This window comes from Acinetobacter rudis, from assembly GCF_000829675.1.
GTDB classification, from domain to species: domain Bacteria; phylum Pseudomonadota; class Gammaproteobacteria; order Pseudomonadales; family Moraxellaceae; genus Acinetobacter; species Acinetobacter rudis.
On the sequence record NZ_BBRX01000025.1, the window covers coordinates 20,890 to 36,295 of the forward strand.

The window sequence follows — 15,406 nt, forward strand, 5'->3', positions numbered from 1 at the left end:
CTGTCTTTTTTTCAGAATTAAAATACATGCACTGTAGAAACTCATTTTTGTCTAATTTATCAATTTGGCCTTTTATTGAATTCAGCATAAAAGACCAAAAAGAATAGCTATTACCAGTCTCTAGGTGCTATGAGTTCTTCGATATCTGCATCTTTAAAGTTATACGCTTCTGCAATAAAATCAAATTCTTCAGCGATACTTTCACGTGCAACCGTTTCAATTTCACTATTTTCTTCATCAAAAGCCTCTTGTAAATCATTAATTTTTTCAGTGGCTTGATGAGTCAGAGCATATAAGCTATCAAGATCTTGTGGCTGTTCAGTTTCAATTTGCCCACAGAGCTTAAGTAAAATATCTTTCACCTGATCTACAAGGTGATTCGGAAAATAGGCATCATTATACATTTGCTCTAAAAAAGCATGCTGTAAAACTAAAGTGTTTTGAATGGTCATATCTGTCTCTAATTAACTTTTTTGCTAGGGTGAATTGTTAAATGGTGTGGAATTAATGCTTAAGTTTAAGAGACATTACATTTAATGGCCTGAACAGGGGTTATATTTTTAGCAGAAACCAGTTGGGTGATGTCAAAGCCTTCAGACTCTTCAATATAGGATTGATAGTTTTTGATGGTGATGGTTGCCTTACCTTCATAGCTGCAATAACCCTTTTTAATATTGTCAGGTAACTTGAAGGTCTTTTTGGCTGTCTCGAAATTACTAAAACAAAACCAAGCACTACGAACATTAGGATCAAAATTTGGAACAAGTTTTTCGGAGGCTTTGTCTGGAAAAAAACAAATTGCATCACCCATAAAATCGAGATACTCAGGATCTAGATTTCTAGAGTAGACCCCAGTCAATGTGCTTTGTCCTTGGTAATGTTTATAACCGTTATCAGTTTTTTGGTACTTAAAGTCTTGTGCCTGAGCAAACATAGGCAATAACAGGCCGATGAATATAACTGCTTTTTTCATATTTGATTTCCTAAATTGATTGATCTGGTCTTGAAAGACGATTCATTGTTCCGTTTTAGCTAAGTCAGTAGCCTTTTTATACCACTTTTTGGCAATAACAGGATCTTTAGGAAAGCCTTCAGTACCACGTTCATAATGCTCCGCAATCATTTCAAAATGCTTGGATGTACTGGGTGAGAACAGCATCTCTAGCAGTTCCTCAGATTTAGCAGGATTTTTTTTGACCGCATAACCATGTGCATAAAATAGAGCGACTTGTAATAAGGCTGAGTTATTACCAAGCTTCGCAGATTTTTTATACCAATACAGGGCTTTTTTCAAATCCTTTGGTACTAAAATAGCATCTCTATAGGTATCACCTAAAAATTCTGTAGCCACACGATTGTCTTGTTTTGCCGCTTGAGTTAACCAATAAATGGCTTGTTGACCATCTTTTTTACTAAATTGGTTAGATTGATAGAGTCGTCCTAGTAATAATTGTCCTTGAGCATTATGTTGTTGTGCTGCTTTGTTTAGCCAATAATAACTTTGTTCTAAATTGTGGGGAACCAATTCACCTTCCATATAGAGCATGGCCATTTGAACTTGTGCTTCGGGATTATTGGTCTGTGCTGCTTGTAGATAGTATTTTAAAGCTTGGGTTTGCTTTTTGGGATCTGGGTCCATTTTAAGTTCAAGTGCTTTTGAGAGTAATTCTTCACTTGGATCTACGATTAATTCTGGAAGATTTTCAAAGAAAGCGTCTAAACATTGATTACCCTCTTCATATTTTTCGGCATTGATTAATGCTGTACAGTGTTCTTCTGTTGGAACTTGGGTAGATGTGTCAGCTTGGATTTGTGTTGTAAATTGAATCAGACTGACTAATGTTATAGACAAGCAAAAAAATGGCTTTGAAGATATTAACATTTAGAATTCCTATTTTAATATGGGCAATATTATTAGCGATTCATTTTTTGATAAGAAGACTATTATCATGAAAAAAATATTTTTAATATCACTCGGTGCGATTCTGATTTTTTTATCGATCATGATACTTCTGTATTTTAGTGGTATGGGGTGTATGTCCTCTACAGGTTCAAGCCCAGGTTGTAATAATCCGATAAGAGCATTACGCGAAGTTGAACTCATTCCATTTATTCATCTTCCATTTGTTCTCGGTGTGATCTTAATGTATTGGGGAAGGAAATTAAAAAATAACAGGGAAGGTTAAGTGTTTTTCATTACAAAATGTACTGAAAAGACCAAAGCCGAAGCCAAGAAAAATCATGGTCTGAACAACTTTTAAAAGCAGAGAAAATTACAATATTAAAATTAAACAAGTCGTGGTTGAAGATTTTAGAATTCAGTCCACTGCTGATCGCTTGTCAAAGCAATTCGATATAGCCAAAAGCTGTATGTCCAAAGCTCCCCGCGAAACCATCATTAACTAGGTCAATACCAGTTCAGATATACTCCAAAAGTGTATTGCTGAATATCGAACGATGGCGGAAGCAGCTGATGGACACGCAGTTGATATCGAGCGATTGAGTGAGGGTGGCCTGAATAGTTCGTGTCTTCTTTATAATAAGTGTGGAACATTGGTTGAATAGTAGGAGTGAAACTATATAAAGGAATAAAAACGCCTTATTCAACGGAATAAGGCGCTTGGAAATAATTTAACTATATGATTTAAAATGAATAGTTAACTTAATTTCGTATAAGGTGTATTATGTTGATTTTAGGAAATCTTTAAAATAAACAGTACTAATATACACAGGATAATTTATGAAGCTATTAACGATAGATGAAATATTCATTATCAAGAGCTTAATAGAAATTTCACAAATAAAAATTAACATTCCAGTAGCGTTAGATAAGTGCTACTCCATACCAATGAATGATGGTGGAATGGGATCCTTTAAAATCATTTATCCCGAAGAAATATGCTCTGATTTTGGGGAACTTACGACAACGGGAACCCAAATTGATTATTCAGATCATGGAAAATATGTAAATATTGCTTTGTTTATTGATAGAAATTTTATCCCTAGAGAAATAGATAGCTTTGTGGGAGATTCATCCTCATTAACTGAACCTTTTAAAATTGAAAATATTAAAAAGATATATCTTATTTAACATAATGGGCGTTATGCGAAATGTTTTTGTTAGAACCAATATAAAACTTTGTCCCGATCTACAGCAACTAGAATCAGGGCAGGGTGGTATTATCTTGTTGTGGGCTATTGATGTTGTAGTTAAATACAATGAGTGTCAGGCGAAGCATAGTGCTGTGGTGAAAGCCCTTAAGTGAAGGCACTTTGCTTATGCTTTTATGTAAGGTGTTAGTGTTTTAATTATATTAATATGAATTTTACTATTTAGAATAGTATTTAAATTTTCACATTCAGTGATAATTGCATTCAGGTATTCCCTGAAAAAAATATTATCAATGAATATTTTAGAATTGACTTCTAATATTAACTCTATTTTATTATTAATCTCATTAATATGCTGCAACTCCTCTTCTTTTGCGCCAATAGTTAATAAAATTAATTCTGATGAGGTTTTGTAGTTATTTAATTTTTCTTTTGTTTGGATAAGTTGACGGTCATATAGTTCTGAAATTAAATTAAAATTATCTTTGATGTGTGAATTATTTAAATCTATTAAAGGAAACCTATCTAAAAAAAATTTACATCATTTTTTATAGATATATGCTTATTCAAACTAATTATTAACTCCTGAAGCATTGAAATGTTTTTTATAGAAAAATCAGAGTAAATAGTTTTGTTATGTTGATCCTTCCAGTCATTGAACATTCTTGACGCAATATAAGCTGCAGTTAATGTAGCAAAACCACCAAAGAATGTTCCACCAATATACAGAGCATCATAAATAGGTCTTGGTTTTCCTTGTTCTGTAGGAAAACACCCCATAAAAACAATCATGACAACAATAAATGTGAGTGTAGTTGCTATCACCAAAGCCAAAGCACACTTTATAGATTCATTGATTGATTTTTTCATTTAACCCCACTTTTAATCTCTTCACAGTAATCAGACCACTTCTGCATCATTTCTTTGCGCTCTTTTAGGTGCTTAGTCCGGTTATATGCTCGACCATGCATATCACGGACTTGGTGACCAAGCTGCATTTCGATAATTTCCACTGGGAACTGTATAACCTCATCAAGCATGGTTCGAGCTGATGCCCTAAAACCATGGCTACTCACTTGCTTTTTTTCATAACCAAGGCGACGTAAAGCTTGATTGATTGTATTTTTTGACATTGGCTTTAATGCTGAAGTAATAGCAGGAAATACATATTCACTATTACATGTGATTGGTTGTAGCACTTTAAGCAGATCAACTACCTGCGTTGATAATGGAACGATTAACTCTACGCCAGTCTTTGATTTTGTCTTAGGTGGTGTATAGGACCATATGTTTTTCTCAAAATCTATCTCACTCCATTTTGCATGCCGCAATTCACCAGGGCGAACAAAAACAAGAGGGGCGATCTTGAGTGCAGTTTTGGTGATAATAGTCCCTTCATAGTGATCTATATCACTTAGGAGTACTGCAAACTCTTTAGGTGATGTAATGGCAGCCATGTGGTTAACGACTGGTGTCTTTAGTGCACCACGTAGATCCTGAGTTACATCGCGCTCACATAATCCAATTGCAACACCATAACGCAGAATTTGACCGCATTTAACCTTAATCTTTTTGGCTGTTTCATATTTCTCTTCTCTTTCATAGATTCGACAAACATTTAAGATATCCATAGGGGTAATGGAATTAATTGGTTTGTCTCCAATATTATCGACTATAACCTGAAAGAATTTTTTATTTTTGGCGATAGTTGATTCGGCTAAATTTTGCTTAGTCATCCATTCTTCAGAAACAGCAGAAAATGTATTTTTAAGAGAATTAACTTGATTGATGGTTTCTAATTTTCTGCTTTCACTTGGATCTATATTTTGAGCAAGTAATGATCTTGCATCATCCCTTCGCGATCTAGCATCTGCAAGAGATACTTCGGGGTAAGAGCCAAAACTTATGGTATTTCTTTTTTTAGTGTAGGGGTGGTAATAATCAAATCTCCAAAATTTATTGTTGTTCTTATCGATCAATAAATACATGCCTCCACCATCGGAAAGCTTCACAGTCTTATCTATGAACTTTGCTTTCTTAATCTTTGAATCTGTAAGTGGTGTAACTGTTTTAGCTATTTTAACGGTATCACTTTAACGGTAGATTTAGCGATACCGTCAAAAACACCGCTAAAAACACTTGATTGTTGTGGATCATCATGGACTATTAAAGACTAATGATTGGTTTAAATCAATATAAATAAAGGGCTTAAAGGACTATTAAGGATTATGCTGTATTCTATAATGGTACGCCCTGCGGGACTCGAACCCACGTCGGTCGCTTAGGAGGCAACTGCTCTATCCAGTTAAGCTAAGGGCGTATGATGATCGCTAATTTAACGGAAAACGAAGCAAAAAAAAAGTTATTGCTTAACAATAACTTTTAAAATTGAAATTCAGATTATTTTTGTTGAGATTTAAGTATGCGGAATAAAATATAAACAATTGTTATCCAAACAGGAATTAGAATAACTGAAAGTTTTAGTCCTTCCTGCCACATGATAAATAAAATGATAGCTATAAACACCAAGACCAAAATATTACTCAGTGGTGCCCAAAGTGCAGGATAACTGCGTGTGATATTTTCTGCTTTAAGCTGCTTCATAAAGTTAAGGTGTGTGAGTGCAATCAGCGCCCAGTTGAGTACCAGTCCTGTTACTGCAACATACATTAAGTTTTTAAGAGCTTGTTCTGGAACAAAGTAGTTAAGCAGCACACAGCCAAAAATCAAAATTGATGAAAAGATCACAGCAGGTCTTGGAACACCTTGTGCATTCACTTTTGCAAATATTTTAGGCGCATTACCTTGAGTTGCTAAGCCATAAAGCATACGGCTATTTCCATACATGCCACTGTTATAAACAGAAATAGCAGCAGTTAAGATAATAAAGTTGAGTAGGTGAGCAGCCCAACCAATGCCTAGCTGACTAAAGATCATCACAAATGGACTTTGATCTAAGCTACCAAGTTGTAATTGGTTCCAAGGTACAAGGGATAAAATAATGGCGAGGGAAGCGATATAAAATACCAATATACGCCAGACGACTTGATTAATTGCAGTTGGAATATTTTTACTTGGGTTTTCTGCTTCTGCTGCGGTCATTCCAATGAGTTCAATCCCACCAAATGCAAAAAGCATGAAGGCGAGCATGTAGAACATGCCACTAAAACCGTTAGGGAAAAAACCGCCGTGGCTCCAAAGGTTGCTGATCGTTGCTGTAGAATTTGGGCCAGCAGAAAGTAATAAATATAAGCCAAATAAGATCATTGAAATGACTGCAAAGACTTTAATGATTGCTAGCCAAAACTCAGATTCACCATAGAAGCGTACATTTGCTAGGTTGATAACGGTCACGATACAAAAGAAGACCAGTACAATAATCCATGATGGAATATCAGGCCACCAGTATTGAATAAAAGTGGCAATGGCTGTGAGCTCGGTCATTGCAACTAATACATAAAGGATCCAGTAATTCCAGCCAGCTAAGAAGCCTGCAAAAGGTCCCCAGTATTTATTTGAAAAATAACTGAGAGAACCTGCAACAGGTTCATGTACGATCATATCGCCAAGTTGGCGCATAATGAGGTAGGCAATAAAACCACAGATGGCATAGCCTAAAATGGTTGCAGGACCAGCAGATTGAATGACATGCGCAGAGCCTAGAAAGAGTCCAGTACCAATTGCGCCGCCCATGGCAATGAGCTGTATATGTCGATTTTTAAGACCTCTTTTAAGTCCGGAATCTGTTGTGCTCAAGGTTGTCGTCCAGTGATTTAAAGATAAATGATAAGCGTCGACTTCAGTTTTTCACATGTCTGTACCCAAGAAAAGGTAAGAAGGGGCAGTAATCATACTGCCTCAGAAAAAGTTAAGAAGTTGAGTCGTTTTTAGGTTTGAGAGCTTTAAAGAGTACCCACATTAAAGCGATCCAAATAGGAATCATAATGACCGATTCTTTAAAGCCAACTTTCCACATAATACCAAGGACCATGGCAATAAAAATCAGTACAACGATATTACTCAACGGAGAAGCAATTGCTTTAAATTTTGATTGAATACCCAATTGTTTTTGTTTACGAATAAAGATCCAGTGGGTAATACTAATCATTGCCCAGTTTAGTACTAATGCCGCAACAGTGACATAAATCAAGTGGCTTAATGCATCTTCTGGTACAACATAGTTTAAAAGTACGCAGCCAAAGATTAATGCAGATGAGAAGATTACGGCTGTGGTTGGTGTTCCATGTTTATTTAACTTACCAAAAGCTTTAGGTGCATTACCTTGTTGAGCAAGACCAAATAACATGCGGCTCGTCACATACATAGCACTGTTATATACCGATAATGCAGCTGTTAAGATAATAAAGTTAAGCAGGTTAGCAGCCCAGTCAATTCCGAGTTGATTAAAAATATAAACAAATGGACTTTTGTCGAGTGTGCCGAGTTCTAAACTATTCCATGGAATTAACGATAAGATAATCGTGATCGAACCAATATAGAATACTAAAATACGCCATACGACTTGGTTAATCGCTTTAGGAATATTTTTTTCAGGGTCTTCAACTTCGGCAGCCGTCATTCCAATGAGTTCCATACCACCGAAGGCAAACATTAAGAAGGCCATCATCCAAAATAATGATTCAAATCCATTTGGAAAGAAACCGCCATGAGCCCAAAGATGGCTAAAGCTTGCTGTATCACTTACACCAGGAACCAAAATCAAATAAAGACCAAAGATGATCATCGCGATAATCGATACAACTTTAATCAAAGATAACCAAAACTCAGATTCACCATAGACTTTAACATTGGCGAAGTTAATTAAGGTGATACAGATAAAGAAGAATAAGCTACTACTCCAAGCAGGCACATCGGGCCACCAATAGCTAATAAACTTGGCAACCGCTGTGAGTTCAGTCATTGCAACTAAAATAAATAAAATCCAATAGTTCCAGCCAGCAAGCATGCCAGGGAATTTGCCCCAATATTTATTGGCAAAATGACTAAATGAGCCTGCAACAGGCTCATGAACGATCATTTCCCCTAAGTGACGCATAATGAGGAAAACGATAAGACCACCAATGGCATAGCCTAAAATGACTGCGGGTCCAGCTTGTTCTATTAATTGTCCTGAACCTAAAAATAAACCCGTACCAACAGCACCACCCATGGCGATTAATTGTACATGACGGTTTTTTAGTCCCCTTTTTAATTGTCCTGATGTTTCGCTCACTTAACTTCGCTCATTATGGAGAAATAATGACAGATTGTAATAGATTGGTCACAGTAAGCCTAGTAATAAACCTAGATTAAGCGATCATGACAGATAAAAGACTTTACTTATATTTTAGCTCTACTAATGAATGTTTTTATGAGTATTAAAATATTTTTTAATACTTAAGTCATGCCATTCAAGATTGATGAAAAAAAAGGATATGATACAGTCGATAACGTCGTTATATACAGCACAACAATATAAAGGAATGTAAGATCATGAGTTATGCAGCGCAAATAAAAATACCTGCCACATATATGCGTGGAGGCACAAGTAAAGGGGTTTTCTTTAAGGTCGAGGATTTACCCTTAGCCGCACAACAAGCAGGTGCAGCACGTGATCAGGTATTATTGCGTGTAATTGGTAGTCCTGATCCTTATGGTAAGCAAATTGATGGCATGGGCGGGGCAACCTCAAGTACCAGTAAAACCGTGTTATTGAGTAAAAGCACCAAAACTGATCATGATGTTGATTACTTGTTTGGTCAGGTTTCAATAGATAAAGCCTTTGTTGATTGGAGTGGTAACTGTGGCAACTTAACTGCTGCTGTTGGTTCTTTTGCGATTAGCCAAGGTTTGGTTGCAGCCGAGCGTATTCCTGAAAATGGGATATGCACTGTACGTATTTGGCAGGTCAATATTGGTAAAACCATTATTGCACATGTACCAATCACCAATGGTCAAGTTCAAGAAACAGGTGACTTTGAGTTAGATGGCGTAACTTTCCCCGCTGCAGAAGTACAAATTGAGTTCTTAGATCCATCTGATGATGGTGAAGATGGTGGCGCAATGTTCCCGACAGGTAACTTAGTGGACACACTAGAAGTTCCTGAAGTTGGTGCTTTTCAGGCGACACTGATTAATGCGGGTATCCCCACTATTTTTATTCAAGCAGAAGATCTGGGCTATAGCGGTACTGAATTACAAGATGATATCAATGCTGACTCAGCGGCTTTAGCTCGCTTTGAAAAGATTCGTGCCTATGGGGCATTGAAAATGGGCTTGATTCAAGATGTAGCAGAAGCAGAAAAACGCCAACATACACCGAAAGTGGCTTTTGTTGCAAAGCCAAAAAGCTATACTGCCTCAAGTGGTAAGGCGATTGAGCAACAAGACATCGACGTCTTGGTCCGAGCGTTATCAATGGGTAAATTGCATCATGCCATGATGGGAACTGCAGCTGTAGCTATTGGTGCTGCGGCTGCCATACCTGGGACTTTGGTCAATCTTGCTGCTGGGGGTGGTGAAAAACAAGCTGTACGATTTGGCCATCCTTCTGGAACACTGCGTGTAGGTGCTGAGGCAATAGTTGAAGCAGGCCAATGGCAGGTGAAAAAAGCCATTATGAGTCGTAGTGCGCGTGTGCTGATGGAAGGTTGGGTACGTATTCCTGCGGATAGTTTTTAATTTATAGATTGAATTTAAATAGCGATCATTTTTCTTTTATCATTGAAGCTGGTCTAATAGATCAGCTTTTTTCTGTCTTACAAACAAGAATTAAAATCAAGCATTTCAATATACTTGCACTAAATTACTCGATAATTCATTTGCTTTTGGTATACACTCGCTGCAGTCATGAATTGTCATGATCACTGTGATTTAACTTGAAAATCTCCTTGACCGTGCGAGGATTGAGCTTCAATTCAATGCTCGGCATAGTAAAAATTCGAGGCCAATGTGACGACCCCTCTAAAGCTTAATGTAGAAGTGCTTGATCAGGCACAGCAACAGATTCAAGCGGACTTACAAACGACGCTTGCCGCATTTTCAATTCCTGAACCATTAAAATCTGCGGTGTACCACGCCGTGATGTTGGGTGGAAAGCGTGTGCGCCCTGCACTGAGTTATGCAACCTCTCATTTGATTAAGAATAATCCAAATTATGCAGCGGTGCGCCGTGCAGCCGTTGCCGTTGAATTGATTCACTGTTATTCATTGGTTCATGATGATCTGCCATGCATGGATGATGATCAATTACGTCGTGGACAACCCACCTGTCATGTTGCTTATGGCGAAGATAGTGCTTTGTTGGCAGGTGATATTTTACAGTCGATGGCATTTGAAGTTTTGGGTAGCCGATTATTTGATACTGCGCAAACTGTGGATGCATCAATTGTATTAAAACAAATGCAAATTTTAGCGACAGCAAGTTCTAAAATGGTCTGTGGTCAGGTGTTAGATTTACAAGCTGAGTCAAAACGAGTAGATCAGGCACATCTTGAGGAAATTCACCGTAATAAAACAGGTGCTTTGATTCAAGCAGCGATTATGATGGCGGCTGTAACCATTTACTCTGGTACAGATGAGGCTTTACCTCGTTTACGTCAGTTTGGTCAGTCCATCGGTCTTGCGTTCCAAGTACAAGATGACATTTTAGATGTGACGGCAAATACCGAGATGCTGGGTAAAACTGCTGGTAAAGATGAGCAAGTAGAAAAGTCGACCTATCCGGCATTACTTGGACTTGCACAAGCACAAGATTATTTACAGCAACTGCATCAGCAAGCGATGCAGACTTTAAGTTTTTGGGGCGATGATGCAGCAGAGTTGAGTGCAATTGCACAATTCTTGTTGTCGCGTAAAAGCTAAATAGATCTAAGCTTACACGGTAAAAAGCCTCAGCAAATTTATTTACTGAGGCTTTTTACTGTGTATAGAAAGCTGGAATTAGCAGATTTCTTTACATATTTTTTGTAGGATTTCTAGTAACACTTCAAACTCATTATGCAATGGCGTACTTTTACGTGTGATCAAGGCCAATGATCGTGAAGGTGCATCATTAATCGATTTAATTAAAATATGCTCGTTATTTTTAAGCATACTCGCGTGTGTTGCAATTTGAGGCATCAAGGTAAAGCCAAGATTTGCATTGACCATCTCGACCAGAGTGGGTAAAGAACTGGCTTTTAAATGATGCTCACTTTTACGTTCGTCTATTGGGCAGGCACTTAGTGCGTGATCACGTAAACAATGTCCTTCTTCAAGCAACATCAGATGCGCTAAGTTAAGATCATTTAAGCTTTTGGCATCTGCTGATTCGCTGTCATCGACGTTGCAGACTAAATACAGATTTTCTTTAGCAACCTCTGCAACTTTTAAGCCACGCGTATCAAAAGGCAGTGCTAAGAACACCATATCTAAGTGGCCATGCTCCAAGCGTTCAATGATTTTTTCACTTTGAGCTTCGTGCAGATGCAATTTAATTTTAGGCAGCTGTGCATGTACTTCTTCGAGTAAGCGCGATAAAACAAATGGGGCAATCGTTGGAATAATACCCAGATGTAAATCACCCGTTAATGGTTCGCTCATTTCACGACTTAGACGCATTAAATCTTGAGCATCAGCAAGAAGGACTCGGGCTCGTGCGACAACTTGCTCGCCTAATGGCGTTAAACGCACATTTTGACGGTCGCGCTCAACCAGGACACCACCAAGCAAACGTTCTAATTCCATAATGCCGCCAGATAAAGTCGATTGAGTTACAAATGATCGACGTGCAGCTTGTGTGAAATGTAAGGTTTCAGACAATGTCACCAAGTATGACAGCTGTCTAAGAGAGGGTAATGCAGCCATAATATCCTAGTCTAAGATTGAAAGTGATCCGCAAATAAACTGCTAAGTTTAGGGATAAAATGCGGTGGGAGGTCATGTCCCATTCCCTCAATTAACTCAAACTTAGCACCCGAAATTGCTTTAGCAATCGCTTTACCGTGGCTCGGTGGCAGTAAGCGGTCGCGAGAGCCGTGTACCACCAATGTGGCAGTACTGATTTTTTTGTTCAAATGTAATAAAGAACCAGTACATAATATTGCTAAAAACTGTTGAAGTATACCCGTTGGATAATAACTTCGTTGGTAAAGCTTACGCGAAGTTTGTAATGTATCAATTTGATTAATATATCCAGGCGACCCAATTGCCTGAAAAACCTTCAATGAGTGATTAATAATAGTATTTGCATCACGAGATTTGGGTTTGGCCAATAAACAACTTAATTGTTTAGGAAATGGGGGAGGTAACATACTTTGGTTGTTGCTACTGAATAATATTGCGAGCTTTCCTACCTTATCAGGATATTGCGCTGCAACGATTTGAGCAATCATTCCCCCCATTGAGGCACCGATCAAGTGTGGCTGTTTTAAACCAAGTTGATCGATCAATAACGCAACATCATTGGCCATGTCATATAAATTATAAGGCGCTCCTTGGTTTTTCAGACCAAGTGCAAAGCGGCCCATTTGTTGTAAACGAATGCGTGGTTTGTGAGTGGGTGATATTTTTGTAGAGAGTCCGATATCACGATTATCAAATCGAATAACACGAAAACCACGATCAATTAATAACTTACAAAAAAAATCTGGCCAAAATAATAACTGAGCACCCAATCCCATAATCAGAAGAATGGCGGGATCATCTTCCTTACCACCCATTTCAACATGCAATTGTATTCCGTTACCTAAGTCAATTTTTGTTTCTTGCATAAAAGAAGCATAAGGTGACACATCAAAACGTAAAGCACTGTTCATGGTATGAGTCCTTCAGTTAGGCATGTTGAGTTAGAACATGCCTTGGAATTGACAGTTAGAGTGCAGGTACAAGATCAGGCACTAACTTGGTTAACGCTAAACGTTGTTTTGCCGCAGTCGCACCTAATAATACAAAGGCCCTCAGTGTACCATGAGTATCGGTGGCTTTAGAGAGCATACCGTCGTCAAATTGTTCTGTTTGCCAGTCGAGTTCAACATTGAGTGGAGCAGGTAACACCGTTAAGGGTGCAGCAGGTGTTTTGACGGCTACAGGCATTGCTGGATAGTGAATTGCTGTGGCTTGGTTGTTGAGGGTTTTTGCCAAGGCACGTGCTTGTTGCATCAGTGGCATTACATAAGGAAGAACCAAATCAGCGACTTCTACACAGTCACCTAAGGCATAGATATCAGCTTGACTGGTTTCTAGCATAGGATTGGTCACGATACCTCGATTACAATGGATCTGTGCATTTTCAGCCAATTGAGTATTGGGTTTTAAGCCAATAGCTGAGAGGACTAGGTCAGCTTCAATATTTTGGCCATTTGAGAGACTCACTTTATAGCCATGATCTTGTTTATCAATTTGGTTTACAGTCGTTTCAAAGTGGAAACGGATACCTGCTTGCTCTAATTTTTCTTGAAATGCCTGTGCCACATGACTTGGCATTAAGCGACCTAAAGCATGTGCAGCGAGGTCAATAACAGTCACTTGATGGCCGGTATGTTGTAGATCATTGGCAAATTCACAGCCGATTAAACCAGCACCTAAAATCACGATATTTTTATTTTGACTTTGCTCAATTCGCTGACGAAACACTCGGTAATCAACCAGTGAGTTCACCGCAGGAACTTCATCTTGGCTAACACCAGAAAGTGCCAACCGAATTGGACTCGCACCGAGTGCCAGAATCAATTTTGAATAATGAAGACGTTCACTTTGGTCATTGGTTTCAATCTGGATCTGATGTGCTTCGGCATCAACCGCTGTGACTACGCTATGCGTTTTGATTTGCATATTTAGTTGTTGTTGCATTTTTTCAGCATCAGCCAATGCAATTTGATCGGGGTGTTTGTTAGCTGCTAGTGCATTCGACAAGGTCGGTTTTGCATAGTTCGCTGCATCATCAGCACTGATCATGATGAGTTCTTGATCTGGATTAAGTTTACGAAATTCACGAGCTAGGGTGTAACCCGCCATACCAGAACCAATAATGATGATTGGATGCATGCTGTTCTCCAAGATGATTAAGCGAAATGTACATAAAAAAAGACCATGAAATCATGGTCTTAGAGAGGATCAGATTTCGATCATTTCAAAATCTACTTTAGAAACACCACAGTCTGGGCAAGTCCAGTCATCTGGGATATCTTCCCATTTTGTTCCGGCTGTAATACCGTCTGCAGGCCAACCTTCAGCTTCATCATAGATCCATCCACAAACGATGCACTGATACTTTTTCATCTATTTCTCCAAAACCTAAAGAGGATCATTATTCCTCGTCGGATATATACCTTTTACCGCATGATATTGCTATGACGTGTTGATGTACATACGCAATGAAATTGTTACGCAGTTCTTATACAAATGTAAAGAAAAACTGGAGTTTACCCGCTGACATTAAAATCTGAATGGCTGAATAGGTCAAAATGTGTGTTTGTTGGGCTAATTATTGCAATAACTTAACAGCAAACATAGTTTAAACACTTTGAATTCATAAGTATTTTAAAGATTATTTGAAATTATTTTCATATTTAGCAATCTCAGGGCATTTAAATGTAAATGGCTGTTTAACCGTGAAACTTGTGGGTTGTCCATTGTGATTGTAAGGATAGAAGCGTGCAGATTTTAGATCGTAATCAAAAGCCTTTAAAAATGCTGTATCTGAAATCGGGGTAAGTATTTTGTATTGCTGAGGTTGACCAGATTGTGAAACTTGCAAGAGTATTTGCAGGGTAAATTGGTTTGATGGTTCAAGTTTTATTTGTTGTGACTGTTGCGCTTCAGCTTCAAATTTACAAATCTGATGAATGTAGATTTGACTGCGGGTAAATCGAGGTGCTCGGGTATAGGCTGGGCCATCAACAAATTTAATCTCCAAACTAAACGCATCTTGATCAGTTAATTCACGTATTTTTTTGGGGTCTTCTTCATGCATCTTTTTCGAGTTATATGTTGATTGTAATGTTATGAAATCCGTTGCCTTAGCCATTTCTAAGGCACGCTGGTTAAGCTGTATAAGTTCTGGATGGGGATTGAGTAATTTTGCACTGACTGTTTTTGAATCAGGATGAGCATGAAGTATAAACTTCCAAATATAACCTTCAGTTTTGATATTTGTAGATTCAGCTGGGCTATATATTTTGAACAATTGTGCTGTGGTGGGTACGCTTTGCGCATAAGTATGGCTGATAAATAAACTTGTAACGCCAGTAAGAAGCATTTTTTTAGTACTTTCAATATAGAATTTTCTGATTTTAATCATGTGGTTGTGGTGATA

The 15,406-nt window shown here is 38.0% G+C and carries 17 protein-coding genes and 1 tRNA gene; 5 read left to right on the forward strand and 13 right to left on the reverse strand.

Features of this window, described 5'->3' with window-relative positions; genetic code table 11:
- Window positions 1-110 precede the first annotated feature (110 nt).
- The 3 genes from Aru01_RS07150 to Aru01_RS07160 form a co-directional block, all read right to left on the reverse strand.
- Window positions 111-452: a DUF5713 family protein gene (locus tag Aru01_RS07150; RefSeq protein WP_016655291.1), complete on the reverse strand. Its 342-nt coding sequence runs from the start codon at window positions 450-452 to the stop codon at window positions 111-113.
- A gap of 65 nt (window positions 453-517) precedes the next feature.
- Entirely contained in the window at window positions 518-973 is a 456-nt protein-coding gene (locus Aru01_RS07155) for a hypothetical protein (protein WP_016655292.1), read from the reverse strand.
- A 42-nt stretch (window positions 974-1,015) separates the two neighbouring features.
- A complete protein-coding gene (locus Aru01_RS07160) occupies window positions 1,016-1,882 on the reverse strand; it encodes a tetratricopeptide repeat protein (RefSeq protein WP_016655293.1) in 867 nt (288 codons plus the stop codon).
- A 154-nt stretch (window positions 1,883-2,036) separates the two neighbouring features.
- Here Aru01_RS07160 and Aru01_RS07165 point away from each other — a divergent pair, with 154 nt between their 5' ends.
- The 3 genes from Aru01_RS07165 to Aru01_RS18330 all read left to right on the forward strand — a co-directional run bounded on the left by Aru01_RS07165 (window position 2,037) and on the right by Aru01_RS18330 (window position 3,266).
- Window positions 2,037-2,186, forward strand: a complete 150-nt coding sequence (locus Aru01_RS07165) for a hypothetical protein (protein ID WP_155766232.1) — start codon at window positions 2,037-2,039, stop codon at window positions 2,184-2,186.
- 554 nt (window positions 2,187-2,740) lie between these two features.
- Entirely contained in the window at window positions 2,741-3,091 is a 351-nt protein-coding gene (locus Aru01_RS07170) for a DUF6984 family protein (protein ID WP_016655295.1), read from the forward strand.
- A gap of 13 nt (window positions 3,092-3,104) precedes the next feature.
- The gene (locus Aru01_RS18330) at window positions 3,105-3,266 is read left to right on the forward strand and encodes a hypothetical protein (protein ID WP_162183604.1); all 162 of its coding nucleotides are present in this window, start codon (window positions 3,105-3,107) and stop codon (window positions 3,264-3,266) included.
- A 370-nt stretch (window positions 3,267-3,636) separates the two neighbouring features.
- Here the strand turns inward: Aru01_RS18330 and Aru01_RS07175 are convergent, their stop codons facing one another.
- The 5 genes from Aru01_RS07175 to Aru01_RS07195 all read right to left on the reverse strand — a co-directional run bounded on the left by Aru01_RS07175 (window position 3,637) and on the right by Aru01_RS07195 (window position 8,344).
- A complete protein-coding gene (locus Aru01_RS07175) occupies window positions 3,637-3,981 on the reverse strand; it encodes a hypothetical protein (protein WP_016655297.1) in 345 nt (114 codons plus the stop codon).
- Window positions 3,978-5,189, reverse strand: a complete 1,212-nt coding sequence (locus tag Aru01_RS07180; protein WP_040331054.1) for a tyrosine-type recombinase/integrase — start codon at window positions 5,187-5,189, stop codon at window positions 3,978-3,980. The genes Aru01_RS07175 and Aru01_RS07180 overlap by 4 nt, the downstream gene beginning before the upstream one ends.
- A gap of 166 nt (window positions 5,190-5,355) precedes the next feature.
- A tRNA-Arg gene (locus Aru01_RS07185) sits at window positions 5,356-5,431 on the reverse strand.
- 80 nt (window positions 5,432-5,511) lie between these two features.
- Window positions 5,512-6,867 (reverse strand): amino acid permease, encoded by a 1,356-nt coding sequence (locus tag Aru01_RS07190; protein WP_040331055.1) that lies wholly within the window; start codon window positions 6,865-6,867, stop codon window positions 5,512-5,514.
- A gap of 112 nt (window positions 6,868-6,979) precedes the next feature.
- On the reverse strand, window positions 6,980-8,344 hold the full coding sequence (locus tag Aru01_RS07195; RefSeq protein ID WP_016655300.1) for an amino acid permease: 1,365 nt from the start codon (window positions 8,342-8,344) through the stop codon (window positions 6,980-6,982).
- Between the two features lie 260 nt (window positions 8,345-8,604).
- On the opposite strand from Aru01_RS07195, the gene prpF reads away from it, so the two are divergent.
- Together prpF and Aru01_RS07205 are read left to right on the forward strand one after the other, a co-directional pair.
- Window positions 8,605-9,792, forward strand: coding sequence for a 2-methylaconitate cis-trans isomerase PrpF (prpF, locus tag Aru01_RS07200; RefSeq protein ID WP_016655301.1), 1,188 nt, complete (start codon window positions 8,605-8,607; stop codon window positions 9,790-9,792).
- Between the two features lie 270 nt (window positions 9,793-10,062).
- Window positions 10,063-10,974 carry a polyprenyl synthetase family protein gene (locus tag Aru01_RS07205; protein ID WP_016655302.1) on the forward strand — a complete coding sequence of 304 codons (912 nt, stop codon included), beginning with the start codon at window positions 10,063-10,065 and terminating at the stop codon, window positions 10,972-10,974.
- A 78-nt stretch (window positions 10,975-11,052) separates the two neighbouring features.
- On the opposite strand, the gene oxyR is transcribed toward Aru01_RS07205, so the two are convergent.
- The 5 genes from oxyR to Aru01_RS07230 all read right to left on the reverse strand — a co-directional run bounded on the left by oxyR (window position 11,053) and on the right by Aru01_RS07230 (window position 15,349).
- Window positions 11,053-11,958, reverse strand: coding sequence for a LysR family transcriptional regulator OxyR (gene oxyR, locus Aru01_RS07210; protein WP_016655303.1), 906 nt, complete (start codon window positions 11,956-11,958; stop codon window positions 11,053-11,055).
- Between the two features lie 11 nt (window positions 11,959-11,969).
- A complete protein-coding gene (locus Aru01_RS07215) occupies window positions 11,970-12,908 on the reverse strand; it encodes an alpha/beta fold hydrolase (RefSeq protein WP_016655304.1) in 939 nt (312 codons plus the stop codon).
- A 55-nt stretch (window positions 12,909-12,963) separates the two neighbouring features.
- A complete protein-coding gene (locus tag Aru01_RS07220; protein WP_016655305.1) occupies window positions 12,964-14,136 on the reverse strand; it encodes an NAD(P)/FAD-dependent oxidoreductase in 1,173 nt (390 codons plus the stop codon).
- 69 nt (window positions 14,137-14,205) lie between these two features.
- On the reverse strand, window positions 14,206-14,370 hold the full coding sequence (gene rubA / locus Aru01_RS07225) for a rubredoxin RubA (protein WP_016655306.1): 165 nt from the start codon (window positions 14,368-14,370) through the stop codon (window positions 14,206-14,208).
- 268 nt (window positions 14,371-14,638) lie between these two features.
- The gene (locus Aru01_RS07230) at window positions 14,639-15,349 is read right to left on the reverse strand and encodes an energy transducer TonB (protein WP_155757931.1); all 711 of its coding nucleotides are present in this window, start codon (window positions 15,347-15,349) and stop codon (window positions 14,639-14,641) included.
- Window positions 15,350-15,406: the final 57 nt, after the last annotated feature.

Excerpts from the sequence above, each read along its gene's own strand:
- Aru01_RS07230 (WP_155757931.1), bottom strand. The coding sequence starts at position 15,349 with ATGCTTCTTACTGGCGTTACAAGTTTATTTATCAGCCATACTTATGCG.
- Aru01_RS07165 (WP_155766232.1), top strand. The coding sequence starts at position 2,037 with ATGTCCTCTACAGGTTCAAGCCCAGGTTGTAATAATCCGATAAGAGCA.
- Aru01_RS07220 (WP_016655305.1), bottom strand. The coding sequence starts at position 14,136 with ATGCATCCAATCATCATTATTGGTTCTGGTATGGCGGGTTACACCCTA.
- Aru01_RS07215 (WP_016655304.1), bottom strand. The coding sequence starts at position 12,908 with ATGAACAGTGCTTTACGTTTTGATGTGTCACCTTATGCTTCTTTTATG.
- rubA (WP_016655306.1), bottom strand. The coding sequence starts at position 14,370 with ATGAAAAAGTATCAGTGCATCGTTTGTGGATGGATCTATGATGAAGCT.
- Aru01_RS18330 (WP_162183604.1), top strand. The coding sequence starts at position 3,105 with ATGCGAAATGTTTTTGTTAGAACCAATATAAAACTTTGTCCCGATCTA.
- Aru01_RS07155 (WP_016655292.1), bottom strand. The coding sequence starts at position 973 with ATGAAAAAAGCAGTTATATTCATCGGCCTGTTATTGCCTATGTTTGCT.
- prpF (WP_016655301.1), top strand. The coding sequence starts at position 8,605 with ATGAGTTATGCAGCGCAAATAAAAATACCTGCCACATATATGCGTGGA.
- oxyR (WP_016655303.1), bottom strand. The coding sequence starts at position 11,958 with ATGGCTGCATTACCCTCTCTTAGACAGCTGTCATACTTGGTGACATTG.
- Aru01_RS07150 (WP_016655291.1), bottom strand. The coding sequence starts at position 452 with ATGACCATTCAAAACACTTTAGTTTTACAGCATGCTTTTTTAGAGCAA.
- Aru01_RS07160 (WP_016655293.1), bottom strand. The coding sequence starts at position 1,882 with ATGTTAATATCTTCAAAGCCATTTTTTTGCTTGTCTATAACATTAGTC.
- Aru01_RS07175 (WP_016655297.1), bottom strand. The coding sequence starts at position 3,981 with ATGAAAAAATCAATCAATGAATCTATAAAGTGTGCTTTGGCTTTGGTG.
- Aru01_RS07170 (WP_016655295.1), top strand. The coding sequence starts at position 2,741 with ATGAAGCTATTAACGATAGATGAAATATTCATTATCAAGAGCTTAATA.